Raw genomic sequence first — 21,181 nt, forward strand, 5'->3', positions numbered from 1 at the left:
CTCGCTCATTATGGCCGATCACATATACAATCTTTTCATATTAAGGAGGAATTAGTTCAATGGCTAAGGCAAAATTTGAACGTAATAAACCGCACGTTAATATCGGTACAATCGGTCACGTTGACCATGGTAAAACAACGCTGACAGCAGCCATCACGACCGTTCTTTCCAAAAAATATGGTGGTGCAGCAATTGCATTTGACCAAATCGACAAAGCACCGGAAGAGCGCGAGCGCGGTATCACAATCTCCACAGCTCACGTTGAGTATGAAACGCCAGCTCGTCACTATGCTCACGTTGACTGTCCTGGACATGCCGACTATGTTAAGAACATGATCACAGGTGCTGCACAAATGGACGGAGCGATCCTCGTTGTATCCGCATCTGACGGTCCAATGCCGCAAACGCGCGAGCACATTCTGCTCTCCCGCCAAGTAGGCGTTCCTTACATCGTTGTTTTCCTGAACAAATGCGATATGGTTGAAGACGAAGAGCTGCTGGAGCTTGTTGAGATGGAAGTTCGCGACCTGCTCAATGAATATGAGTTCCCAGGCGACGACACGCCGATTATCCGCGGCGCTGCTCGTGAAGCTCTGCAAAACCCAGAAGGTCCTTGGGCTGACAAAATCATCGAACTGTTCGAGCAAGTTGACACGTACATCCCGACTCCTGAGCGTGACGTATCCAAACCGTTCCTTATGCCGGTTGAGGATGTATTCACAATCACAGGCCGTGGTACAGTTGCAACTGGCCGTGTAGAGCGTGGCGTTGTTAAAGTATCTGATGAGGTTGAAATCATCGGACTTGCTGAAGAAAGCCGCAAATGTGTTGTTACGGGCGTAGAAATGTTCCGTAAACTGCTTGACTCTGCTCAAGCTGGTGACAACATCGGCGCATTGCTTCGTGGTGTTGAGCGTAAAGATATCGAGCGCGGACAAGTACTGGCTAAACCGGGTTCGGTTAAGCCACACACAAACTTCACTGCTCAAATCTACGTTCTTACTAAAGAAGAGGGTGGCCGTCACAAACCTTTCTTCACTGGTTACCGTCCACAGTTCTACTTCCGTACAACGGACGTAACTGGCATCATCAACCTGCCAGAAGGAACTGAAATGGTTATGCCTGGCGACAACATCACCGTAACGGTTGAGCTGATTGCTCCAATCGCTCTGGAAGATGGAACTCGTTTCTCGATCCGTGAAGGTGGCCGTACTGTAGGCGCCGGCGCAGTAGCAAGCATCCAAAAATAAGACGATGCGGCATTAGCCGCAAGTCTTGGATCAAGCCCTCACTTCGGTGGGGGCTTTTTTTATATCAATCATCCACAGGTGAGCAATTAATGAACTATAGAGTATCAAGTAGGCAATGATGATTGTGTTAGCTTGAAAATAGGAGATTGAATCTTAAATTCCTCCAATTAAGATGTATATTATAGAAGAAACCCAACTGATTGAAATATGTCTGCAATTTACTAAAAATAATGTTGCATTCGCCTAACGATTCAGATATAATAGTGAACGTTGGTCTGCGACGTTGCGATGATGCGAGAGGTTGCCGACACACACGGCTCCTTTGCCATGAGGGGCGTGCCGGGTTTTTCTCGTGGAGTATGTCCGATACTAAATTGGGCGATAGAAGGAGGGACTTATATGGCAAAGCAAAAGATTCGTATACGCTTGAAAGCGTACGATCACAGGATTCTTGACCAGTCTGCGGAGAAAATCGTAGAAACTGCGAAACGTTCCGGGGCAGGTGTATCTGGGCCGATTCCGCTTCCGACAGAGAAGCAAATCATCACCATTCTGCGTGCGGTACACAAGTACAAGGATTCAAGGGAGCAATTCGAAATGCGCACTCACAAGCGTTTGATCGATATTGTTAACCCAACGCCGCAAACGGTCGATGCATTGATGCGCTTAGATCTGCCATCCGGTGTCGATATTGAAATTAAACTGTAATTTTTGCATAACGGAAACAAGAGAGGAAATGAGGTGTCAACATGAAAGGTATCTTAGGTAAAAAACTTGGTATGACGCAAGTGTTTACTCCTGAAGGTAACGTAATCGCGGTTACGGTTATCGAAGCAGGACCTTGTGTTGTTCTACAGAAGAAAGACCAAGAAAATGACGGCTACGAAGCGGTACAACTTGGTTTCTCAGACAAGAAAGAAAAAAGAGCGACTAAGCCGGAAATCGGCCACGCTAAAAAAGCCGATTCGGCTCCTAAGCGCTACGTTCGTGAAATTCGCGGCATTACCATTGGCGAATATGAAGTTGGCCAACAGTTGAAAGCTGACTTGTTCGCTGAGGGCGAATTTGTTGACGTAACAGGTATTTCCAAGGGTAAAGGATTCCAAGGTAACATCAAACGTTGGGGCCAAACCCGCGGTCCAATGGCTCACGGATCGCGTTACCATCGTGGACCGGGTTCGATGGGTTCGATTCAAGCGAACCGCGTACCAAAGGGCAAACGCCTTCCAGGTCACATGGGACATGAAACGATCACGATTCAGAATCTTGAAGTCGTGCGCGTTGATGCCGAACGCAATGTACTGCTCATTAAAGGTTCCATTCCGGGCCCTAAAAATAGCTTTGTAAAAGTAAAACTCACGGTTAAGAAATAAATAACCCTTTAAGAAAGGAGGAACATGAAATGCCGAAAGTAGCAATTTTTAGCGTGAACGGTTCACAAGTTGGCGATATCGAATTATCCGAAACGATATTCGGAATCAAGCCAAACGTTCACGTCCTGCATAGTGCGGTACTGCTTCAGCAAGCTTCGGTTCGCAGAGGCACGCATAAGACGAAAGGCCGCTCTGAAGTACGTGGCGGTGGTCGTAAGCCTTGGAAACAAAAAGGTACGGGCCGTGCACGTCAAGGTAGCACACGCTCACCACAATGGGTAGGCGGCGGAACGGTTTTCGGACCGACTCCTCGCAGCTACAGCTTCAAACTGCCGAAGAAAGTTCGTCGTCTGGCGATCAAATCGGCTCTATCTTCGAAAGTAATCGACAATGATATCATTATTCTGGATCAATTGGCGTTTGCTCAACCGAAGACAAAGGAATTCACAACGATCCTTGGCAACCTCAAGGTAGCTCGCAAAGCACTTGTTGTAACAGCTAACTACGAAGACAATGTTGCATTGTCTGCCCGTAACATTCCGGGCATCAAATTCGTTGCAGCCGATGGCATTAATGTTCTGGATGTCATGACTTATGACAAACTGATTATTACCAAAGAGGCAGTTGAGAAAGTACAGGAGGTGCTTGCGTAATGAAAAATCCTCGCGATCTTATCAAGCGCCCGATTATCACGGAACAAACAAGTGACTTTATGGCAAATAAACGTTATGTTTTCGAAGTGGATATCCGCGCTAACAAAACAGAAATCAAAGATGCCATTCAACAAATTTTCAAAGTTAAAGTTACAAGTGTTAACACTATGCGCGTTCCGGGTAAACCGAAACGTCAAGGTCGCCACAGCGGATATACATCCGAGTGGAAAAAAGCAATCGTGCAATTGAGCGCGGAAAGCAATGAACTGGAATTTTTTGAATCGGTATAGGCCAATTGCTGAGGATAATAGTTCTCGGGCAAACAGCTCTACCGTAAGATAACGGTTAAGGAGGGAATCGAAGTGCCAGTTAAGAAGTATAAACCGACATCTCCAGCTCGTCGTGCTATGTCCGTATCGACGTTCGAAGAAATCACGACAAGCACACCGGAGAAATCGTTGCTTGCTCCGCTTTTTAAAAAAGCCGGACGCAATAATCAAGGTAAAATTACGGTTCGTCACCATGGTGGCGGCCATAAACGTAAATACCGGATAATCGACTTTAAGCGCAGCAAAGATGGTGTAGTAGGTAATGTTGCGACGATCGAATACGATCCAAACCGTACCTCGAACATAGCACTTATCCACTATGCGGATGGTGCAAAAAGCTACATTATCGCTCCAAAAGGTCTGAAAGTCGGTTCGCAAATCGTGTCCGGCGCAGATGCAGATATCAAAGTCGGTAACGCATTGCCGCTGGAGAACATTCCGGTTGGTACTGTTATCCACAATATCGAGATGAAGCCTGGCAAAGGCGGACAGCTGGTTCGTGCTGCTGGAACAGAAGCTCAACTTCTTGGTAAAGAGGAAAGCTATGCGGTTATCCGTTTGTCCTCTGGTGAGGTTCGCCGTATTCTGAAAACCTGCCGTGCAACAATCGGATCTGTTGGCAACGAGGATCACGAACTCGTGAAAATCGGTAAAGCCGGCCGTTCCCGTTGGCTGGGCAAACGCCCTGAAGTTCGTGGTGTTGTTATGAACCCGAACGATCACCCGCATGGTGGTGGTGAAGGCCGTGCTCCAATCGGACGTAAATCGCCAATGTCTCCATGGGGCAAACCAACCCTAGGCTACAAAACGCGTAAGAAGAAAAAAGCATCAAGCCAATACATTGTTCGTCGTCGTACGAAGTAATAGGTGCATGAGCGCCGCCGCGTGACGCGCTGCGTCACGCAAAGCCAGCGTGAAGGGAGGATCATCTATGGGTCGCAGTTTGAAAAAGGGTCCGTTTATCGACGGCTACCTGCTGAAAAAAGTTGAAGTGCTGAATGAGGCGGACAAGAAGACGGTTGTTAAAACCTGGTCTCGCCGTTCAACCATTTTCCCTCAATTCATCGGTCATACATTCGCTGTTTATGACGGTCGTAAGCATGTACCGGTTTATGTAACGGAAGATATGGTTGGTCACAAACTCGGTGAGTTCGCGCCGACACGTGTATACAAAGGACATGGTGACGACGACAAGAAGACAGGCCGTCGTTAATCAATAACAAGTTTCGAATGATCGATCGAGAGGAGGTTCAACGATGCAAGAAGCTAAAGCGAGCGCTAACCACGTCCGCATTGCACCTCGCAAAGCACAGCTGGTTGTGGATTTGATTCGCGGCAAGCAAGTCGGCGAAGCAATCGCGATTTTGCGCCATACGCCAAGATCCGCTTCCCCAATCGTGGAGAAGCTGCTTAACTCCGCTATTGCAAATGCGGAACACAATTACCAATTGGATATAAACAAGCTGGTCGTTGCTCAGGTTTTTGTAAACCAAGGACCAACAATGAAACGTTTCCGTCCGCGCGCCATGGGTCGTGCAAGTCGGATTAATAAAAGAACCAGCCACATTACTTTGGTGGTATCCGAAAAATAAGGAGGGACAACGTGTGGGACAAAAGGTAAATCCGGTTGGTCTACGTATCGGTATTATCCGTGACTGGGAATCCAAATGGTTCGCAGGCAAGGATTTCGGCGAGCTGCTTATGGAAGATGTCAAAATCCGTGAGTATCTCAAGAACAAATTGAGAGATGCGGCTGTATCCCGCTTTGAAATCGAGCGTGCTGCAAATCGCGTTAACGTAACAATCTATACAGCCAAGCCTGGTATGGTTATTGGTAAAGGCGGTTCCGAGGTTGAAAACCTTCGCTCCGAGCTTGCTAAAATCTCCAAAGGCAAAAAAGTACACATCAACATTTCTGAAATTAAGCATCCGGAGCTGGACGCAATTCTTGTTGCTGAAAGCATTGCTCAACAGCTTGAGCGTCGTGTATCGTTCCGTCGTGCTATGAAACAATCCATTCAACGGACTATTCGTTCCGGAGCAAAAGGAATTAAAACAGCAGTCAGCGGTCGTCTGGGCGGTGCGGAAATCGCGCGTTCGGAAGGATACAGCGAAGGCACAGTGCCGCTTCATACGCTTCGTGCCGATATTGACTACGGTACAGCTGAAGCACATACCACTTACGGCCTCATCGGCGTAAAAGTATGGATCTATCGTGGCGAAGTCCTTCCTACGAAGAAGAAAGCTGCTGCTCCCCAGGAAGGAGGCAACTAATCAATGTTGGTGCCAAAACGTGTCAAACACCGTAAACAACAACGTGGTCACATGAAAGGTCGCGCTAAAGGCGGTACTGAAGTTCATTTCGGTGAATTCGGCCTCCAAGCGCTGGAGCCATCATGGATTACCAACCGCCAAATCGAAGCTGCCCGTATTGCAATGACTCGTTATATCAAACGTGGCGGTAAAGTTTGGATTAAAATTTTCCCTGCTAAGCCAATTACACAAAAGCCGCTTGAAGTTCGGATGGGTAGCGGTAAAGGTAACGTTGAGAAGTGGGTAGCTGTTGTAAAACCAGGCAAAGTATTGTTTGAACTTGCAGGTGTTTCGGAAGAAATCGCTCGCGAAGCAATGCGTCTTGCCGCTCACAAGCTTCCAATCAAAACGAAGTTCGTGAAACGTGAAGAAGTGGGTGGTGAAGCAAATGAAAGCTAATGAATTTCGCAACCTAACCTCTGCTGAGCTTGAACAAAAAGTGAATGGTTTTAAAGAGGAGCTTTTTAACCTTCGTTTTCAGTTGGCCACTGGTCAATTGGAAAACCCGACACGTATTCGTGATGTGCGGAAGGATATCGCTCGTGCTAAAACCATTCTTCATGAAAGAGAACTCGGAATTAGCAGCTAATTGCTCCTATCCCGGGAACGATATGCAGGTTCTATCGTAAGAAAGGAGGATGAACAATGAGCGAACGTAATGCGCGCAAAGTTCAAATCGGAAAAGTCGTGAGCGACAAAATGGATAAAACCATCGTGATTGCTGTAGAAACCTACAAAAAGCATGATCTTTACCATAAACGCATCAAATACACGAAGAAATTCAAAGCACATGATGAGAACAACCAAGCTAAGATTGGCGATACTGTCAAGGTTATGGAGACTCGTCCGCTTTCAAAAGACAAACGGTTCCGCCTTGTCGAAATCGTTGAAGCAGCTATTATTTTGTAAAAATGCTTGTTTTTAAGCATTTGGACGGAAGGAGGACGTTGAAATGATTCAACCATTTACGCGTTTGGCCGTTGCTGACAACTCTGGCGCGAAAGAATTGATGTGCATTCGTGTACTGGGCGGTACTGGGCGTCGTGTAGGCCATATTGGCGATTTGATCGTTTGTTCCGTTAAACAAGCAACACCAGGTGGCGTTGTCAAAAAAGGTGATGTTGTTAAAGCGGTTATCGTACGTACGAAGCGTGCGGTTCGCCGTAAAGACGGTTCATACATCTCATTTGATGAGAATGCAGCGGTTATCGTAAAGGAAGACAAAAGCCCGCGCGGTACACGTATTTTCGGACCAGTTGCTCGTGAACTTCGCGATCGTGACTTTATGAAAATCGTATCGCTTGCACCGGAAGTTATCTAAAGAAATCATCTTGCGAACCATACGCAAGAATGCAGGAGGTGTAACTCATGCCACGCTTGAAAAAAGTGTTAGAGTCCCATAACAATAAATTGCACGTCAAAAAAGATGACACGATCATGGTCATTACCGGTAAAGACAAAGGCAAGAAAGGCCGCGTCATTGCTGCGTATCCACGAGAAAATCGTGTTCTCATCGAAGGCGTCAACATGGTGAAGAAGCATACTCGTCCTTCCCAGCTTAACCCGCAGGGTGGAATTATCGAGCAGGAAGCGCCAATTCACGTTTCAAATGTTATGCACATTGATCCAAAGAGCGGTAAAGTAACCCGTATCGGATACAAAACGCTCAACAACGGTAAAAAAGTCCGGATCGCTAAAAAATCCGGTGAGGTAATCGATTAATTGACCGATAGCGGAAAGGAGGTCCACGTTACATGGCTACAACAAGATTGAAAGATCGTTTCCTGAATGACATTACACCTGCTTTGATGCAGAAATTTGATTACACCACCGTCATGCAAGTGCCGAAAATCGAGAAAATTGTTATCAACATGGGTGTTGGTGAGGCTGTTTCCAACTCCAAAGTGCTTGACACTGCTGTTGAAGACCTTCGCTTGATTTCCGGACAGAAGCCGGTAGTCACACGCGCGAAGAAATCCATCGCTGGTTTCAAACTTCGCGAAAATATGCCAATCGGGGTCAAAGTTACATTGCGCGGCGAGCGCATGTACTATTTCCTTGATAAACTGTTTAACGTAACGCTCCCACGCGTTCGCGACTTCCGCGGCGTATCGAACAAAGCGTTTGATGGTCGTGGTAACTATACACTCGGCTTGAAAGAACAACTTATCTTCCCGGAGATCGAGTATGATAAAGTTGATAAAGTGCGTGGTATGGACGTCGTCATCGTCACGACGGCAAAAACGGACGAAGAGGCTCGTGAACTGCTGACCCAAATGGGCATGCCGTTTGCGAAGTAATCCACAGGAGGTACTACCAAGTGGCAAAAACTTCGATGAAGATCAAGCAACAGCGCACACCGAAATTCAAAGTGCAAGCTTATACACGCTGTGAGCGTTGCGGCCGTCCGCATTCCGTTTTGCAAAAGTTTAAAATTTGTCGGATTTGTTTCCGTGAATTAGCATACAAAGGCCAGATTCCTGGCGTTAAAAAAGCAAGCTGGTAATCAGCTTAAGTATCGGGAAGGAGGTTCTCACAATGGTTATGTCTGATCCGATTGCAGATATGCTCACGCGTATCCGAAACGCAAACGTTGTGCGTCATGAGACGGTTGAAATGCCTGCTTCGAAGGTGAAGAAGCAAATCGCAGAAATTTTGAAACGCGAGGGCTTTATCCGCGACGCTGAGTATATCGAAGATAGCAAACAAGGGATTATCCGTATCTTTTTGAAATACGGTCCCAATCAAGAACGTGTCATTACCGGGCTGAAACGTATCAGCAAACCGGGACTGCGCGTTTACACGAAAAGCACTGAAGTCCCTCGTGTTCTAGGCGGCCTTGGAATGGCAATCATTTCAACGTCTAAAGGGGTTATGACCGATAAAGAAGCACGCCAAGTGAAATCGGGCGGCGAAGTCGTCTGCTACGTTTGGTAAGAAACTGTCACAACGATTGGAGGTGTAACAATGTCTCGTATTGGCCGTAAACCGATCCAAGTACCAGGTGGCGTAAACATCGACTTGGACAACAGCTTTATTACAATTAAAGGACCGAAAGGTTCGCTGAGCCGCACGATTCACAAAGACATGAAAGTGGTTGTGGAGGACAGCGTAATCACAATCGAACGTCCGACTGACAATAAATTGCACCGCTCCCTGCATGGCACAACGCGCAGCGTTATCGCTAATATGGTGAGTGGCGTAACTGAAGGTTTCACGAAATCACTGGAGCTCGTGGGCGTTGGTTACCGTGCAAGCAAGGCCGGTGACAAAGTTGTCCTTAACGTTGGATACTCCCATCCGGTTGAAATCACGCCTGAAGGCGGCATCGAGTTTGATGTTCCTTCGAACACCAAGATCATCGTTCGTGGTATCGACAAAGAACTCGTTGGCGCAACTGCTGCAAAAATCCGTTCTGTACGTGAACCAGAGCCGTATAAAGGCAAAGGGATCAAGTACGAAGGTGAACGCATTATTCGTAAAGAAGGTAAAGCCGGTAAGAAAAAATAAACAGCTCTTGCAGCTGTTTAATCGGATAGCATCATAATGGACAGTAAGAAAGGAGTGTACAACGAATGATTACAAAAGGCGATAAAAACAAAGCGCGTTTGAAACGTCACCTGCGTGTTCGTAAGAAAATCAATGGAACCGTGCAGCGTCCGCGTCTTGCTGTATTCCGTTCCTCCAAACACATCTATGCACAACTGATTGATGATGTTCAAGGTGTAACGATTGCATCGGCTTCTACGCTGGATAAAGAAGTTACTGACGTAGGCAACGGCGGCAACGTTGAATCGGCTCGCAAAATCGGTGAGCTCATCGCTGAACGCGCGAAAGCGAAAGGCGTTGAGAAAGTCGTTTTCGATCGCGGTGGATACTTGTACCATGGTAGAATACAGGCTCTGGCTGATGCGGCTCGCGAAGCTGGACTTCAATTCTAATTGAGAAACCTTAATAAGGAGGTAAAACGACTTGCGTATAGATCCGAATACTCTAGAACTGACTGAGAAAGTAGTTCAAATCAACCGCGTATCCAAAGTTGTAAAAGGCGGACGCCGTTTCAGCTTTAGCGCGCTTGTAGTTGTCGGAGACGGCAAAGGATATGTGGGCGCAGGAATCGGCAAAGCGGGCGAAGTTCCGGATGCCATCCGCAAAGGCATCGACGATGCCAAGAAAAACCTGATCCATGTACCACTTGTTAAGACAACGATCCCGCATCTGGTTCTTGGACATTTTGGCGCAGGACGCGTATTGCTCAAACCGGCATCGGAAGGTACCGGAGTGATTGCAGGCGGTCCTGTTCGTGCCGTTCTTGAGCTTGCAGGAGTAGGCGACATTCTTACAAAATCACTGGGTTCTTCGAACTCCATGAATATGGTTAACGCAACGCTTGAAGGGCTTTCCCGCCTGAAACGCGCTGAAGATGTTGCCAAACTGCGTGGAAAAACCGTACAAGAGCTTTTAGGTTAAGGAGGGGAACACGATGGCAAAATTGCAGATCACCCTCGTTCGCAGCCTGATTGGTCGTAACGAGAAGCAACGTGCAACGATTCAATCGCTCGGACTGCGTAAAATTCGTCAATCGGTTGTCCATAATGATAACCCGGCAGTCCGTGGTATGGTGAACACTGTCAGCCATATGGTCAAAGTTGAGGAAGTATAAGATATAGTGCCGCTTGCGGCACAAGAAATTATAAGGAGGTGCAACCTACGATGAAATTGCATGAGCTCACACCAGCACCAGGATCCCGCAAAGAAGCATTCCGTAAAGGTCGGGGTATCGGTAGCGGTAACGGCAAAACAGCTGGTCGTGGTCACAAAGGTCAGAACGCCCGTTCCGGCGGTGGTGTTCGTCCAGGTTTCGAAGGCGGACAAAACCCGTTGTATCGTCGTGTTCCTAAACGCGGCTTTAACAACCCATTCCGTAAAGAGTATGCGATTGTGAACATCGATGAGTTGAACAATTTTGCAGCCGGCACTGAAATCACGCCAGAGTTGCTTATCGAGCAAGGAATTGTCAAAAACCCGCAGAGTGGTATTAAAGTTCTCGGCAATGGCGATATCACTGTTCAGCTTACGGTAAAAGCAAACAAATTCTCTCAATCTGCGGTAGAGAAAATCCAGGCTGCCGGCGGTAAAACCGAGGTGATCTAATTGTTCAAGACCGTGTCCAACATTTGGAAAGTGGAAGACCTTCGCAAGCGGATTTTGTTCACATTGTTCATCTTGCTCGTTTACCGGATTGGTTCCTTTATTCCGGTGCCAGGCGTCAATAAAGATGTATTTAAGAGTGTTGACCAGTCCGGAGCTGATTTGTTTGGTTTGCTGAATACATTCTCAGGTGGAGCATTGTTCCAGTTCTCGATTTTCGCGATTGGAATTATGCCTTACATTACGGCTTCCATCATCGTGCAATTATTGTCGATGGATGTCATTCCTAAATTTGCCGAGTGGGCAAAAGAAGGAGAAAATGGAAAACGCAAGCTTGCACAAATTACACGTTATGGTACGATCGTACTAGGGTTAATTCAAGGTTTCGGTACGGCGATTGGATTTAACCGTCAATACCAGTATGAAATGATTCCAGGTGCAGCGTTTGGTGACTATCTGATGATAGCCATCGTCCTGACAGCAGGTACAGCCTTCCTTATGTGGCTCGGTGAGCAGATAACGGAGAAAGGTATCGGTAACGGGATCTCGGTCCTGATCTTTGCCGGTATCGTTGCTTCCATTCCGCGGCACATTCGATCTATCTATACACAAGAGTTTGTAGATGCTGGAGACACCCTTTTTCTTAACATCATAAAAGTGGTTGTTCTTCTCATCGTTATAGTCGCGATCGTGGTTGGGGTTATCTTTGTCCAACAGGGAATTAGAAAAATACCGGTTCAGTATGCTAAACGCGTAGTTGGACGTAAAATGTACGGTGGTCAATCTACACACATTCCGCTGAAAGTGAACGGAGCAGGCGTTATTCCGGTCATCTTCGCGTCATCGCTTTTGTTATTTCCCGTTACCATCTCACAGTTCTGGTCAACACATGGCTGGGCGGTATGGGTAAAGGATAATTTGACATATGATGCGCCTCTGGGTATGGTACTGTATGTAATATTGATTCTGGCATTCACGTTCTTCTATACCTTTGTACAGATTAATCCGGTACAAATGGCTGACCAGATGAAGAAAAATGGAGGCTACATTCCAGGCATACGCCCTGGTAAGCCAACCTCTTCTTATATCACACGAGTCATGTCCAGAATCACACTGAGTGGTGCGATATTCTTGGCACTCATCTCAATTTTGCCGGTTATATTCGGTAAAATGGCTGGCTTGCCGGCAGATGTCAGACTCGGCGGAACCTCGCTGCTTATCGTTATCGGCGTTGCGCTTGATACGATGAAACAAATCGAGACCCAATTGATCAAGCGCCACTATAAAGGGTTTATCAATAAATAACGATAGGTTCAAAATCGGGCTTCCGTTCAGGTTATAGCGTAACGGAACCCGCTTAGAGCCTATTGTGCTTAAAGCGAGGAACACGCTAATGAACATTTTATTCATGGGCCCTCCAGGCGCCGGTAAAGGTACGCAAGCCGAGAGAATAGTGGATACCTTCGGAATTCCCCATATCTCTACGGGTGACGCGTTCCGACTGGCCATGAAACAAGGCACGCCTCTGGGACAGAAGGCTAAAGAATACGTCGATCAAGGTCTTCTCGTACCGGACGAAATTACGAACGGAATCGTTCGTGAACGTCTGCAGCTTGAAGATTGCCAAAAAGGATTCCTGCTAGACGGCTTTCCACGGACACTACAGCAAGCCGAGGCTTTAGATGGCATGCTTGCTGAAATGGGTCGAAGCATTGACCATGTTGTTAACTTAAAAGTTGACCGCGGTCTGCTGCTTGCGCGTCTGACCGGTCGCCGCATTTGTAAATCTTGTGGTGCGACCTACCACATTATGTTCAATCCGCCAAAGCAAGAAGGCATTTGCGATAAATGCGGCGGCGAGCTGTATCAGAGGTCAGACGATACGGAAGCGAAAGTCGGTACTCGTCTTGACGAGTACATCTCAAAAACTGCTCCTCTTCTGGATTATTACTCGGGCAAAGGGATCCTGCGCGAGGTGGACGGAGAGAGAGAGATTGATGAAGTAACGACGGAGATTGTTTCTGCTCTACGGGGAACAGCCGAATGATTATATGCAAATCCGAGTCGGAATTGCAATATATGAGAGAAGCTGGCCGAATCGTTGCCGAAACGCACCGGTTGTTGAAACAATCCATTCGTCCTGGTATTACAACCAAGGAATTGGACGGGATCGCGGAAACTTACATCCGCAGTCAAAATGCCATTCCATCTTTTAAAGGATACAATCAATTTCCTGCCAGCATTTGCGCTTCTGTCAATGAAGAGCTGGTACATGGAATTCCGGGCTCACGCAAACTGAATGATGGCGACATTATCAGCATCGATATTGGTGCGCAGTACAAAGGATACCATGGTGATTCCGCCTGGACCTACGGCGTAGGCAGTATCAGTGAGCAGACGAACAGGCTGTTGGAAGTGACTGAAGAGTCACTTTATGCTGGTCTGGCGCTCGTTAAACCGGATGTTCGGTTGTTTACGATCTCGCATGCGATTCAACAAGTGATCGAAGCTGCTGGTTTCTCCGTTGTTCGTGAATATGTTGGTCACGGCATTGGAGCCAGCCTCCATGAAGAGCCACAGATTCCGAATTACGGCATGCCCAATCATGGGCCCAGGCTCAAACCGGGCATGGTGCTCGCGATTGAACCGATGGTCAACATCGGGGAGCGTTACGTACGTACGCTGGAGGATAATTGGACAGTCGTTACCGAAGACGGTTCATGGTGCGCACATTTTGAGCACACTGTGGCCGTGACGGCAGATGGCTGTGAAATATTAACCCTACCAAGGGAGCAGGCAGGTTGAACGCATTGGAACATATGCCGGAAATCGGCCGCATAGTCCAGATACTGCGTGGTAAGGAAGAAGGCGGCTATGCTGTTATTATCGGCATCGTCGATGAGAAATTCGTCCTTATCGCAGACGGTGACAAGCGGCGCTTCGATCAACCGAAGAAGAAGAACGTACTGCATCTAAGGATGCAGCCGGTCGTCAGTCATGAAGTGACGGACAGCATGCGGGAAACCGGCCGTGTTACGAATGCTAAGCTGCGTTTTGCAATTCAGAAAGCAGCGCAAGGGAAAGGAGATTGACTGTGGCTAAAGAAGATGTCATTGAAGTTGAAGGTACGGTAATTGAACCGCTGCCTAACGCCATGTTCAAGGTTGAACTGGAAAATGGACACCAAATTCTGGCTCATGTATCGGGTAAACTAAGAATGCATTTTATCCGTATCCTGACAGGAGATAAAGTGGTCATTCAGTTGTCGCCTTATGATCTATCTAGAGGACGCATTACCTATCGGAAGTAAGCCGGTATACGGTTTTGCTAACGAAAGAATTCGGGAGGTAATCACAATGAAGGTCAGACCTTCGGTCAAGCCGATCTGCGAAAAATGCAAAGTCATTCGCCGCAAAGGCAATGTAATGGTGATTTGTGAAAATCCGAAACACAAACAAAAACAAGGATAAAGGAGGGATAACGGTACATGGCACGTATTGCTGGTGTAGACTTACCGCGTGATAAACGCGTCGTCATTGCTCTGACCTACATTTTTGGTATCGGCACAACAACTGCCCACAAGATTCTGAGTACTACAGGGATCAGTGAACAGACACGCGTTCGCGACCTGACTGAAGATGAAGTCAGCAAACTCCGCGAAACGATTGATAAATCCGTTAAGGTGGAAGGCGACCTTCGTCGTGAAATTTCTCTTAACATCAAACGTCTGATCGAAATTGGCTGCTACCGCGGTGTTCGTCACCGTCGTGGTCTTCCGGTTCGTGGTCAACGGACGAAAACCAATGCTCGTACGCGTAAAGGTCCTCGTCGGACTGTAGCGAACAAGAAGAAATAACAAGGGGGGATAACTCAAATGGCAAAACCGAAAAAAGCGGTTCGTACAAAACGTCGTGACCGTAAAAATATTGAATCGGGTGTGGCACACATCCGTTCAACGTTCAATAACACGATTGTTACTATCACTGATCCGCACGGCAACGCGATCTCCTGGGCAAGCTCAGGCAACCTTGGTTTCAAAGGTTCCCGTAAAAGCACGCCTTTCGCAGCTCAAATGGCTGCCGAATCCGCTGCCAAAGCTGCAATGGAGCATGGTATGAAAGCAGTTGAAGTCATGGTTAAAGGTCCAGGTGCAGGTCGTGAAGCGGCAATCCGCTCCCTGCAGGCAGCTGGTCTTGAAGTTAACCTCATTAAGGACGTAACGCCTGTTCCGCATAACGGATGCCGTCCGCCGAAACGTCGTCGCGTATAGTCTAGTCGGGTGTGGTATCAAATATCGACAACTTGTGAATAATGGTTGTGAAGGTTTGGCATACTACATGATTAGACTTCAATTGCGATCATGGTAACGGAGCGACGTTTTGAAGGAGGGGACTATTAGTGATTGAGATCGAAAAGCCGAAAATCGAAACCGTAGAGCTGAACGAGGAAGGCACTTACGGACGTTTCGTAGTTGAACCGTTGGAACGCGGATACGGGACGACGCTCGGGAACTCGCTACGCAGAATCCTGTTGTCGTCATTGCCGGGTGCTGCTGTAACATCAGTTCAGATCGACGGCGTGCTTCATGAATTCTCGACGGTTCCAGGTGTGATGGAGGACGTAACCGAGATCATTCTGAACCTCAAAGGGCTTTCACTCAAAATCCATTCCGACGAAGAGAAGGTATTGGAAATTGACGCTGAAGGCGATGGCAACGTTACGGCGGGCGATATTCGCGCTGATAGCGATGTCGAAATTTTAAACCCTGATCTTCATGTCGCTACTCTGGCTTCCGGTGCACGGCTTCATATGCGTGTATTCGCCAATCGCGGACGCGGTTACGTTCAAGCGGATCGTAACAAACGGGAAGATCAGCCGATTGGTGTAATTCCAGTCGATTCGATCTACACGCCAATTACGCGCGTTAACTATACGGTTGAGAACACCCGCGTTGGCCAAGTAACGAACTATGATAAGCTGACATTGGAAGTTTGGACCGATGGCAGCATCAGGCCGGAAGAGGCTGTTAGCCTCGGCGCCAAAATTTTGACCGAGCATCTTGATTTGTTCGTGGGACTTACGGATGAAGCCAAGGATGCCGAAATCATGGTGGAAAAAGAAGAAGACAAAAAAGAAAAAGTACTAGAGATGACGATTGAAGAACTCGATCTCTCCGTACGTTCTTACAATTGTCTCAAGCGTGCAGGCATCAACACCGTTCAAGAGCTGATAACGAAAACCGAAGAAGACATGATGAAAGTCCGCAACCTTGGACGCAAGTCTTTAGAGGAAGTTCAAGAGAAGCTCGAAGAACTCGGTCTTGGCCTCCGTATGGAAGAATAAAGGAGGGAAAATCGATGGCATATTCAAAATTGAGCCGTGACGCTAGTTCGCGTAAAGCATTATTCCGCGATCTTTGCACTGACTTGTTCCTGTATGAACGGATTCAAACGACTGAAGCGAAAGCGAAAGAGCTTCGCCCGATCGCAGAGAAGCTGATCACGCTTGCTAAACGCGGTGATCTTCACGCTCGTCGTCAAGTAGCTGCTTTTGTACGTCGCGAGTCAATCGATGGCGAGCAAGATGCAATCCAAAAACTGTTTTCCGAGCTGGCTACCCGTTACTCGGAACGTCCGGGCGGATACACACGTATTTTGAAATTGGGACCTCGTCGCGGTGACGCGGCACCAATGGTTTATTTGGAACTCGTGGACCGCGCGTAAACAAACGAAAGGGTGGACCTTGCGGCCACCTTTTTTTTGTGCCATTAAATGCGACTCGGCTCGGACGAGCCTTCGGTACGAGCTAAAGATGGGGCGGCGGATACTGTTGTCCACGTATGATATTGAATTGAATGATAAGGTAATCACATGTGGACAAAGGCAGGAAGTAAGCTCTTCGGCCCTTCTATGCTCTACTCTACGGCTCTTCTCGCTGCACCAGTATGTCTGGAAATTATACTGACTATCGATGGTATGGTTGGAGAAGCCTCTGTAGAGCTGTTGAACTCAACTGCGGTATCTTTAAAGGCTTGCAGCCTTTATCGCAAAGACACAGAGCAGATTGCTTGTTGCAGACCGACAAACAATAGAGCAGACAAACAATAGAGTACCAAGACAAACATAAGCAAAAGCAGATTAACGAAAGAAGCACATCTAGTAACAACGACTGACCTGGCAGCAGTTCAAGCTGGAGCAAGAACAGATTTTGAAACAAACAGAGAACTCAACAATCGCCATACGCGCAATATCAGCTGAGCAACTTGTCGGGGAGGAGGTGTGGGATGCGGAATCTGAGGGTGGTCGTCAGCTATGACGGAACCCGCTATTATGGCTTTCAAACGCAGCCTGGCGGAAATACGATCCAGGATGTGATTCAGGATACCATCAAGAAGCTAAGCGGCGAAGAGGTTCATATCATCGGTTCCGGAAGAACGGATGCCGGCGTTCACGCGCGCGGGCAAGTATTTAATTTTCACACAGCTGCGGCAATTCCGGTTGAACGGTGGGCGATCGCTCTTAATACGAGACTACCGACAGACATTGTTATTCGCAGCGTGAATGAAGTGGAGCCGGATTTTCATTCCAGCTATTCCGCTAAGCGCAAGACATATCGTTATTCAATTGATATGAATAAGTTCCCGGATGTGTTCGAACGACGTTACCGATTTCATCATCCTACACCTCTACGTGTTGACGAGATGCGGAAAGGCTTGGCTGCCCTTGTAGGCACACATGACTTCAGTTCCTTTACATCCAGACGTTCAACCAAGACTACGCATATACGTACCGTATATGAAGCGCGTATTGACGAGCAAGACGGCAAGCTGGATCTTTTTATCTCAGGCGGCGGGTTTTTATACAACATGGTACGGGTCATTACAGGGACGCTGCTGCTTGTAGGAGAAGGCAAACTCACTGCGGATGATGTCTCAGTAATTCTTGAAACCCGGGACCGTTCTGCTGCCGGACCGACCGCCATGGCACATGGTCTGAATTTGTGGGAAGTGGAGTACTTGGAATAGCTGCAATCATATCGAAAAATAGCCCAAACATTATGCTTGCGCTTATGTTCTGTATATAGTAAAATATAACTTGTGCTTTCTTAGTGGCTCTCCCACAGCCCCGACTAAGTTGGCCATCCAAATTGTATATCAAACAAGTTTATGAATCGATGAAACGACATCGTTTCTTCATACATGAGAACGGTTGTTTTAATGAAGAAGGAGGATCATCCATGCGCACCACCTATATGGCTAAGCCAAATGAAGTTGAACGCAAATGGTACGTCATTGATGCGGAAGGTAAAACACTGGGTCGTCTTGCAAGCGAAGCAGCTGCATTAATCCGCGGCAAGCACAAACCAGAATTCACACCGCACGTTGACACAGGCGACTTCGTTGTAGTAATCAACGCTGAGAAAATTCATCTGACAGGTAAGAAGCTTCAAAACAAGCTGTACTACCGTCACTCCATGTATCCGGGCGGATTGAGAGTAACTAGTGCTCAGGATATGATCAACAAAACTCCAGAACGTGTACTGGAATTTGCCATTCACGGCATGCTTCCGAAGAACCGTCTGGGTGACAAAATGAAGCTTAAACTTAAAGTTTATGCCGGATCAGAACACCCACATCAAGCACAAAACCCGGAAGTCTATGAACTTCGCGGATAATTAGAGGGAGGACAGTTTCATGGCTCAAGTTCAATACTATGGAACCGGTCGTCGCAAACACTCTGTTGCACGTGTACGCCTTGTGCCGGGTGAAGGACGAATCATTATCAATAAACGTGACCTCAATGAGTATTTTGGTCTCGAAACACTTAAACTGATCGTGAAACAACCGCTTAATCTTACAGATACAACGGACAAGTACGATGTACTGGTACTTGCTCATGGCGGCGGTATTTCCGGTCAAGCCGGAGCCATTCGTCATGGTATTTCACGCGCTCTGCTCAAAGCAGATCCTGAATTCCGTCCAGCTCTGAAGCGTGCAGGCTTCCTGACACGTGACCCACGTATGAAAGAACGTAAGAAATACGGACTTAAAGCGGCTCGTCGCGCGCCTCAGTTCTCGAAACGTTAAACGAATCAACGAAAAATGCCCCTTCTGCTGGCCAGAGGGGGTATTTTTCTTCATATTGGCTCATTTAAGTCATTGAACAATACCATCATTAGACGTATAATTTAAAGTAGATCACTTTACTAGGAATTCGTTAATGGAGGCATTAGATATGAACCTTTTTGAGAAAGAAGCACTTATAACGCAAAAAGCAGTGGAATTGGAAAACGCATCACCGCAGGATATTATAAAATTTGCCGTCGAAACCTTTCCGAACATTACGTTTGCCTGCAGTTTTGGTGCGGAAGATGTAGTTATCGTCGATATGCTGCAAAAAATCAGCCCAAGTACAGACGTGTTTTACTTGGATACAGATTTTCACTTCAAAGAAACTTATGAAACAAGAGATAAGATGAAAGAAATTTATGGCATGAACTTTGTTGAAGTTAAACCTGAGATTACACCAGAGCAGCAGGCCGGACAATTCGGGGATGAGCTTTGGAAAAGTGATGCTAATCAATGCTGCAATATTCGCAAAGTTCAGCCTCTGACCAAAATTTTGTCCAAATACGAAGCTTGGATTACCGGTATTCGCCGCGATCAGGCGCCGACGCGTGCCAATTCCAAAAAAGTAGAGTATGACACCAAGTTTGGCCTGGTGAAGTTCAACCCAATCGCAAGCTGGACTTCCGAGGACGTTTGGGAGTATATCCGCACGAATAATGTTTATTACAACCCGCTGCATGATAATAACTATCCAAGCATTGGCTGCGAGCATTGCACGCGTCAAGTCATGCCGGGTGAGGATCCGCGTGCCGGTCGTTGGGCGGGACAAGAAAAAACAGAATGCGGATTGCATAAATAAGGGAGGCACTTGCATAAATGAGCAGCATAAAGCCGCATGGCGGCGAACTCATCAATCGAATCGCCACTGGAGCACAGCGTGATGCGTTAGTTGCGGAAGCGGCAACCTTGTCATCTATTTTTATTAATACTTGGGCTGTATCAGATCTTGATTTAATAGGTGTTGGAGCTTTTTCGCCGCTCACAGGTTTCCTGAACGAAGCCGATTATCACTCTGTTGTAGAGAAAATGCGTCTTGCTAACGGCATTGTGTGGAGTATTCCGATCACTTTATCTGTTGAGGATGAGAAGGCGGCAGAGCTCTCTGTAGGGACTCGTGCGGCACTGACAGGTGAAGATGGCGTGCTTTACGGTGTTATCGATATCGAGAGCATCTACAAAGTGGATCAGAACCTTGAGGCCATTAATGTTTTCAAAACCAATGATCAAGAACATCCCGGAGTAGCCAAATTGTTTGGTCGTCCTTCCACTTATGTTGGTGGACCCATAACCGTAATCAACCGGCCTCAGCCGGAAAAGTTTAATGAGTTTTATTTCGATCCTTCCGAGACTCGTCAGATCTTCGCGGATAACGGCTGGAAAACCATCGTGGGATTCCAGACTCGCAATCCCGTCCACCGGGCTCATGAATATATCCAAAAATGCGCAATGGAAATTGTCGATGCACTTTTCCTCAATCCGCTGGTAGGTGAAACCAAATCGGATGACGTGCCAGCTAATGTTCGGATGATGAGCTACGTTGCCTTGCTTGAGAATTATTATCCGAAGGATCGTGTTTTTCTTGGTGTTTTTCCAGCGGCGATGCGTTATGCGGGACCAAGGGAAGCTATCTTTCATGCAATGGTTCGTAAAAACTATGGCTGTACGCATTTCATTGTAGGCCGTGATCATGCGGGTGTTGGTGATTACTACGGGACTTACGAGGCGCAGGAGTTGCTTCGCACCTTCTCTGCGGAGGAGCTCGGCATAACGCCGCTATTTTTTGAGCACAGCTTCTTCTGTAAGAAATGCGGCAACATGGCATCCAGCAAAACATGTCCGCATGATAAAGAGCATCACCTGACGCTGTCAGGTACCAAGGTTCGCGCTTTGCTTCGTGACGGGATATGTCCGCCTCCAGAGTTCTCTCGTCCGGAAGTTGCTCAAATTCTGATCGAAGGCATGTCAGAACAGCCTGTCAACTAGT

At 47.3% G+C, this 21,181-nt stretch carries 37 protein-coding genes; all 37 read left to right on the forward strand.

The window, feature by feature from the left end; all coding sequences use genetic code 11:
- The first annotated feature begins 59 nt into the window (after positions 1–59).
- Positions 60–1,250 (forward strand): elongation factor Tu, encoded by a 1,191-nt coding sequence (gene tuf / locus AC0YNV_RS37920; protein WP_210046674.1) that lies wholly within the window; start codon positions 60–62, stop codon positions 1,248–1,250.
- Between the two features lie 399 nt (positions 1,251–1,649).
- Positions 1,650–1,958, forward strand: coding sequence for a 30S ribosomal protein S10 (gene rpsJ, locus AC0YNV_RS37925; protein ID WP_005544556.1), 309 nt, complete (start codon positions 1,650–1,652; stop codon positions 1,956–1,958).
- Positions 1,959–1,999: 41 nt separating this feature from the next.
- Positions 2,000–2,623 carry a 50S ribosomal protein L3 gene (rplC, locus tag AC0YNV_RS37930; protein ID WP_210046673.1) on the forward strand — a complete coding sequence of 208 codons (624 nt, stop codon included), beginning with the start codon at positions 2,000–2,002 and terminating at the stop codon, positions 2,621–2,623.
- 29 nt (positions 2,624–2,652) lie between these two features.
- A complete protein-coding gene (gene rplD / locus AC0YNV_RS37935; RefSeq protein WP_475772679.1) occupies positions 2,653–3,276 on the forward strand; it encodes a 50S ribosomal protein L4 in 624 nt (207 codons plus the stop codon).
- Entirely contained in the window at positions 3,276–3,566 is a 291-nt protein-coding gene (gene rplW, locus AC0YNV_RS37940) for a 50S ribosomal protein L23 (protein ID WP_210046671.1), read from the forward strand. The genes rplD and rplW overlap by 1 nt, the downstream gene beginning before the upstream one ends.
- Positions 3,567–3,638: 72 nt before the next feature.
- Complete coding sequence (gene rplB / locus AC0YNV_RS37945; protein WP_475772680.1) at positions 3,639–4,469, forward strand: 50S ribosomal protein L2; 831 nt, start codon at positions 3,639–3,641, stop codon at positions 4,467–4,469.
- Between the two features lie 67 nt (positions 4,470–4,536).
- A complete protein-coding gene (gene rpsS / locus AC0YNV_RS37950) occupies positions 4,537–4,818 on the forward strand; it encodes a 30S ribosomal protein S19 (protein WP_189000472.1) in 282 nt (93 codons plus the stop codon).
- A 43-nt stretch (positions 4,819–4,861) separates the two neighbouring features.
- On the forward strand, positions 4,862–5,197 hold the full coding sequence (rplV, locus tag AC0YNV_RS37955) for a 50S ribosomal protein L22 (protein ID WP_210046669.1): 336 nt from the start codon (positions 4,862–4,864) through the stop codon (positions 5,195–5,197).
- Positions 5,198–5,210: 13 nt separating this feature from the next.
- Positions 5,211–5,879, forward strand: a complete 669-nt coding sequence (gene rpsC, locus AC0YNV_RS37960; RefSeq protein WP_210046668.1) for a 30S ribosomal protein S3 — start codon at positions 5,211–5,213, stop codon at positions 5,877–5,879.
- 3 nt (positions 5,880–5,882) lie between these two features.
- On the forward strand, positions 5,883–6,317 hold the full coding sequence (gene rplP, locus AC0YNV_RS37965) for a 50S ribosomal protein L16 (protein ID WP_210046667.1): 435 nt from the start codon (positions 5,883–5,885) through the stop codon (positions 6,315–6,317).
- Positions 6,307–6,507, forward strand: coding sequence for a 50S ribosomal protein L29 (gene rpmC / locus AC0YNV_RS37970; RefSeq protein ID WP_210046666.1), 201 nt, complete (start codon positions 6,307–6,309; stop codon positions 6,505–6,507). Before rplP ends, rpmC begins: the two co-directional genes overlap by 11 nt.
- A 56-nt stretch (positions 6,508–6,563) precedes the next feature.
- The gene (gene rpsQ, locus AC0YNV_RS37975) at positions 6,564–6,827 is read left to right on the forward strand and encodes a 30S ribosomal protein S17 (RefSeq protein WP_189000461.1); all 264 of its coding nucleotides are present in this window, start codon (positions 6,564–6,566) and stop codon (positions 6,825–6,827) included.
- A gap of 43 nt (positions 6,828–6,870) precedes the next feature.
- A complete protein-coding gene (gene rplN, locus AC0YNV_RS37980; RefSeq protein WP_210046665.1) occupies positions 6,871–7,239 on the forward strand; it encodes a 50S ribosomal protein L14 in 369 nt (122 codons plus the stop codon).
- 47 nt (positions 7,240–7,286) lie between these two features.
- Positions 7,287–7,640, forward strand: a complete 354-nt coding sequence (gene rplX, locus AC0YNV_RS37985) for a 50S ribosomal protein L24 (protein WP_475772681.1) — start codon at positions 7,287–7,289, stop codon at positions 7,638–7,640.
- Positions 7,641–7,672: 32 nt separating this feature from the next.
- Positions 7,673–8,218, forward strand: coding sequence for a 50S ribosomal protein L5 (rplE, locus tag AC0YNV_RS37990; RefSeq protein WP_210046663.1), 546 nt, complete (start codon positions 7,673–7,675; stop codon positions 8,216–8,218).
- 20 nt (positions 8,219–8,238) lie between these two features.
- Entirely contained in the window at positions 8,239–8,424 is a 186-nt protein-coding gene (locus AC0YNV_RS37995) for a type Z 30S ribosomal protein S14 (protein WP_169281342.1), read from the forward strand.
- Positions 8,425–8,456: 32 nt separating this feature from the next.
- Entirely contained in the window at positions 8,457–8,855 is a 399-nt protein-coding gene (gene rpsH / locus AC0YNV_RS38000; RefSeq protein ID WP_189000457.1) for a 30S ribosomal protein S8, read from the forward strand.
- A 30-nt stretch (positions 8,856–8,885) separates the two neighbouring features.
- Positions 8,886–9,428: a 50S ribosomal protein L6 gene (rplF, locus tag AC0YNV_RS38005; RefSeq protein WP_210046662.1), complete on the forward strand. Its 543-nt coding sequence runs from the start codon at positions 8,886–8,888 to the stop codon at positions 9,426–9,428.
- A gap of 65 nt (positions 9,429–9,493) precedes the next feature.
- A complete protein-coding gene (gene rplR / locus AC0YNV_RS38010; protein ID WP_210046661.1) occupies positions 9,494–9,859 on the forward strand; it encodes a 50S ribosomal protein L18 in 366 nt (121 codons plus the stop codon).
- Between the two features lie 31 nt (positions 9,860–9,890).
- Positions 9,891–10,388: a 30S ribosomal protein S5 gene (gene rpsE, locus AC0YNV_RS38015; protein WP_210046660.1), complete on the forward strand. Its 498-nt coding sequence runs from the start codon at positions 9,891–9,893 to the stop codon at positions 10,386–10,388.
- 13 nt (positions 10,389–10,401) lie between these two features.
- Positions 10,402–10,581 (forward strand): 50S ribosomal protein L30, encoded by a 180-nt coding sequence (gene rpmD / locus AC0YNV_RS38020; RefSeq protein ID WP_189000446.1) that lies wholly within the window; start codon positions 10,402–10,404, stop codon positions 10,579–10,581.
- A 50-nt stretch (positions 10,582–10,631) separates the two neighbouring features.
- A complete protein-coding gene (rplO, locus tag AC0YNV_RS38025; protein WP_210046659.1) occupies positions 10,632–11,072 on the forward strand; it encodes a 50S ribosomal protein L15 in 441 nt (146 codons plus the stop codon).
- Complete coding sequence (secY, locus tag AC0YNV_RS38030) at positions 11,073–12,374, forward strand: preprotein translocase subunit SecY (RefSeq protein WP_210046658.1); 1,302 nt, start codon at positions 11,073–11,075, stop codon at positions 12,372–12,374.
- Positions 12,375–12,462: 88 nt separating this feature from the next.
- On the forward strand, positions 12,463–13,116 hold the full coding sequence (locus AC0YNV_RS38035; protein WP_210046657.1) for an adenylate kinase: 654 nt from the start codon (positions 12,463–12,465) through the stop codon (positions 13,114–13,116).
- Positions 13,113–13,874 carry a type I methionyl aminopeptidase gene (map, locus tag AC0YNV_RS38040; protein WP_210046656.1) on the forward strand — a complete coding sequence of 254 codons (762 nt, stop codon included), beginning with the start codon at positions 13,113–13,115 and terminating at the stop codon, positions 13,872–13,874. Before AC0YNV_RS38035 ends, map begins: the two co-directional genes overlap by 4 nt.
- Before the next feature lie 14 nt (positions 13,875–13,888).
- On the forward strand, positions 13,889–14,161 hold the full coding sequence (locus tag AC0YNV_RS38045) for a KOW domain-containing RNA-binding protein (RefSeq protein ID WP_210046703.1): 273 nt from the start codon (positions 13,889–13,891) through the stop codon (positions 14,159–14,161).
- Positions 14,162–14,163: 2 nt separating this feature from the next.
- Positions 14,164–14,379: a translation initiation factor IF-1 gene (infA, locus tag AC0YNV_RS38050; RefSeq protein ID WP_015847200.1), complete on the forward strand. Its 216-nt coding sequence runs from the start codon at positions 14,164–14,166 to the stop codon at positions 14,377–14,379.
- A gap of 46 nt (positions 14,380–14,425) precedes the next feature.
- Positions 14,426–14,539 carry a 50S ribosomal protein L36 gene (gene rpmJ, locus AC0YNV_RS38055; protein ID WP_003333770.1) on the forward strand — a complete coding sequence of 38 codons (114 nt, stop codon included), beginning with the start codon at positions 14,426–14,428 and terminating at the stop codon, positions 14,537–14,539.
- A 17-nt stretch (positions 14,540–14,556) separates the two neighbouring features.
- Positions 14,557–14,925, forward strand: a complete 369-nt coding sequence (rpsM, locus tag AC0YNV_RS38060) for a 30S ribosomal protein S13 (protein WP_210046655.1) — start codon at positions 14,557–14,559, stop codon at positions 14,923–14,925.
- 18 nt (positions 14,926–14,943) lie between these two features.
- Positions 14,944–15,339 (forward strand): 30S ribosomal protein S11, encoded by a 396-nt coding sequence (gene rpsK / locus AC0YNV_RS38065; protein WP_125663943.1) that lies wholly within the window; start codon positions 14,944–14,946, stop codon positions 15,337–15,339.
- A 128-nt stretch (positions 15,340–15,467) separates the two neighbouring features.
- Positions 15,468–16,412, forward strand: a complete 945-nt coding sequence (locus tag AC0YNV_RS38070; protein WP_210046654.1) for a DNA-directed RNA polymerase subunit alpha — start codon at positions 15,468–15,470, stop codon at positions 16,410–16,412.
- 14 nt (positions 16,413–16,426) lie between these two features.
- On the forward strand, positions 16,427–16,792 hold the full coding sequence (gene rplQ / locus AC0YNV_RS38075) for a 50S ribosomal protein L17 (protein ID WP_189000425.1): 366 nt from the start codon (positions 16,427–16,429) through the stop codon (positions 16,790–16,792).
- Positions 16,793–17,352: 560 nt separating this feature from the next.
- The gene (gene truA, locus AC0YNV_RS38080; RefSeq protein WP_475772682.1) at positions 17,353–18,093 is read left to right on the forward strand and encodes a tRNA pseudouridine(38-40) synthase TruA; all 741 of its coding nucleotides are present in this window, start codon (positions 17,353–17,355) and stop codon (positions 18,091–18,093) included.
- 212 nt (positions 18,094–18,305) lie between these two features.
- Entirely contained in the window at positions 18,306–18,743 is a 438-nt protein-coding gene (gene rplM / locus AC0YNV_RS38085) for a 50S ribosomal protein L13 (protein WP_475772683.1), read from the forward strand.
- Positions 18,744–18,762: 19 nt separating this feature from the next.
- Positions 18,763–19,155, forward strand: coding sequence for a 30S ribosomal protein S9 (gene rpsI / locus AC0YNV_RS38090; RefSeq protein ID WP_210046651.1), 393 nt, complete (start codon positions 18,763–18,765; stop codon positions 19,153–19,155).
- A 148-nt stretch (positions 19,156–19,303) separates the two neighbouring features.
- Complete coding sequence (locus AC0YNV_RS38095; protein ID WP_475772684.1) at positions 19,304–19,996, forward strand: phosphoadenylyl-sulfate reductase; 693 nt, start codon at positions 19,304–19,306, stop codon at positions 19,994–19,996.
- Between the two features lie 17 nt (positions 19,997–20,013).
- Entirely contained in the window at positions 20,014–21,180 is a 1,167-nt protein-coding gene (sat, locus tag AC0YNV_RS38100; protein ID WP_475772685.1) for a sulfate adenylyltransferase, read from the forward strand.
- Position 21,181: the final 1 nt, after the last annotated feature.

The sequence above is a fragment of the Paenibacillus sp. JT31N11 genome (assembly GCF_056269285.1).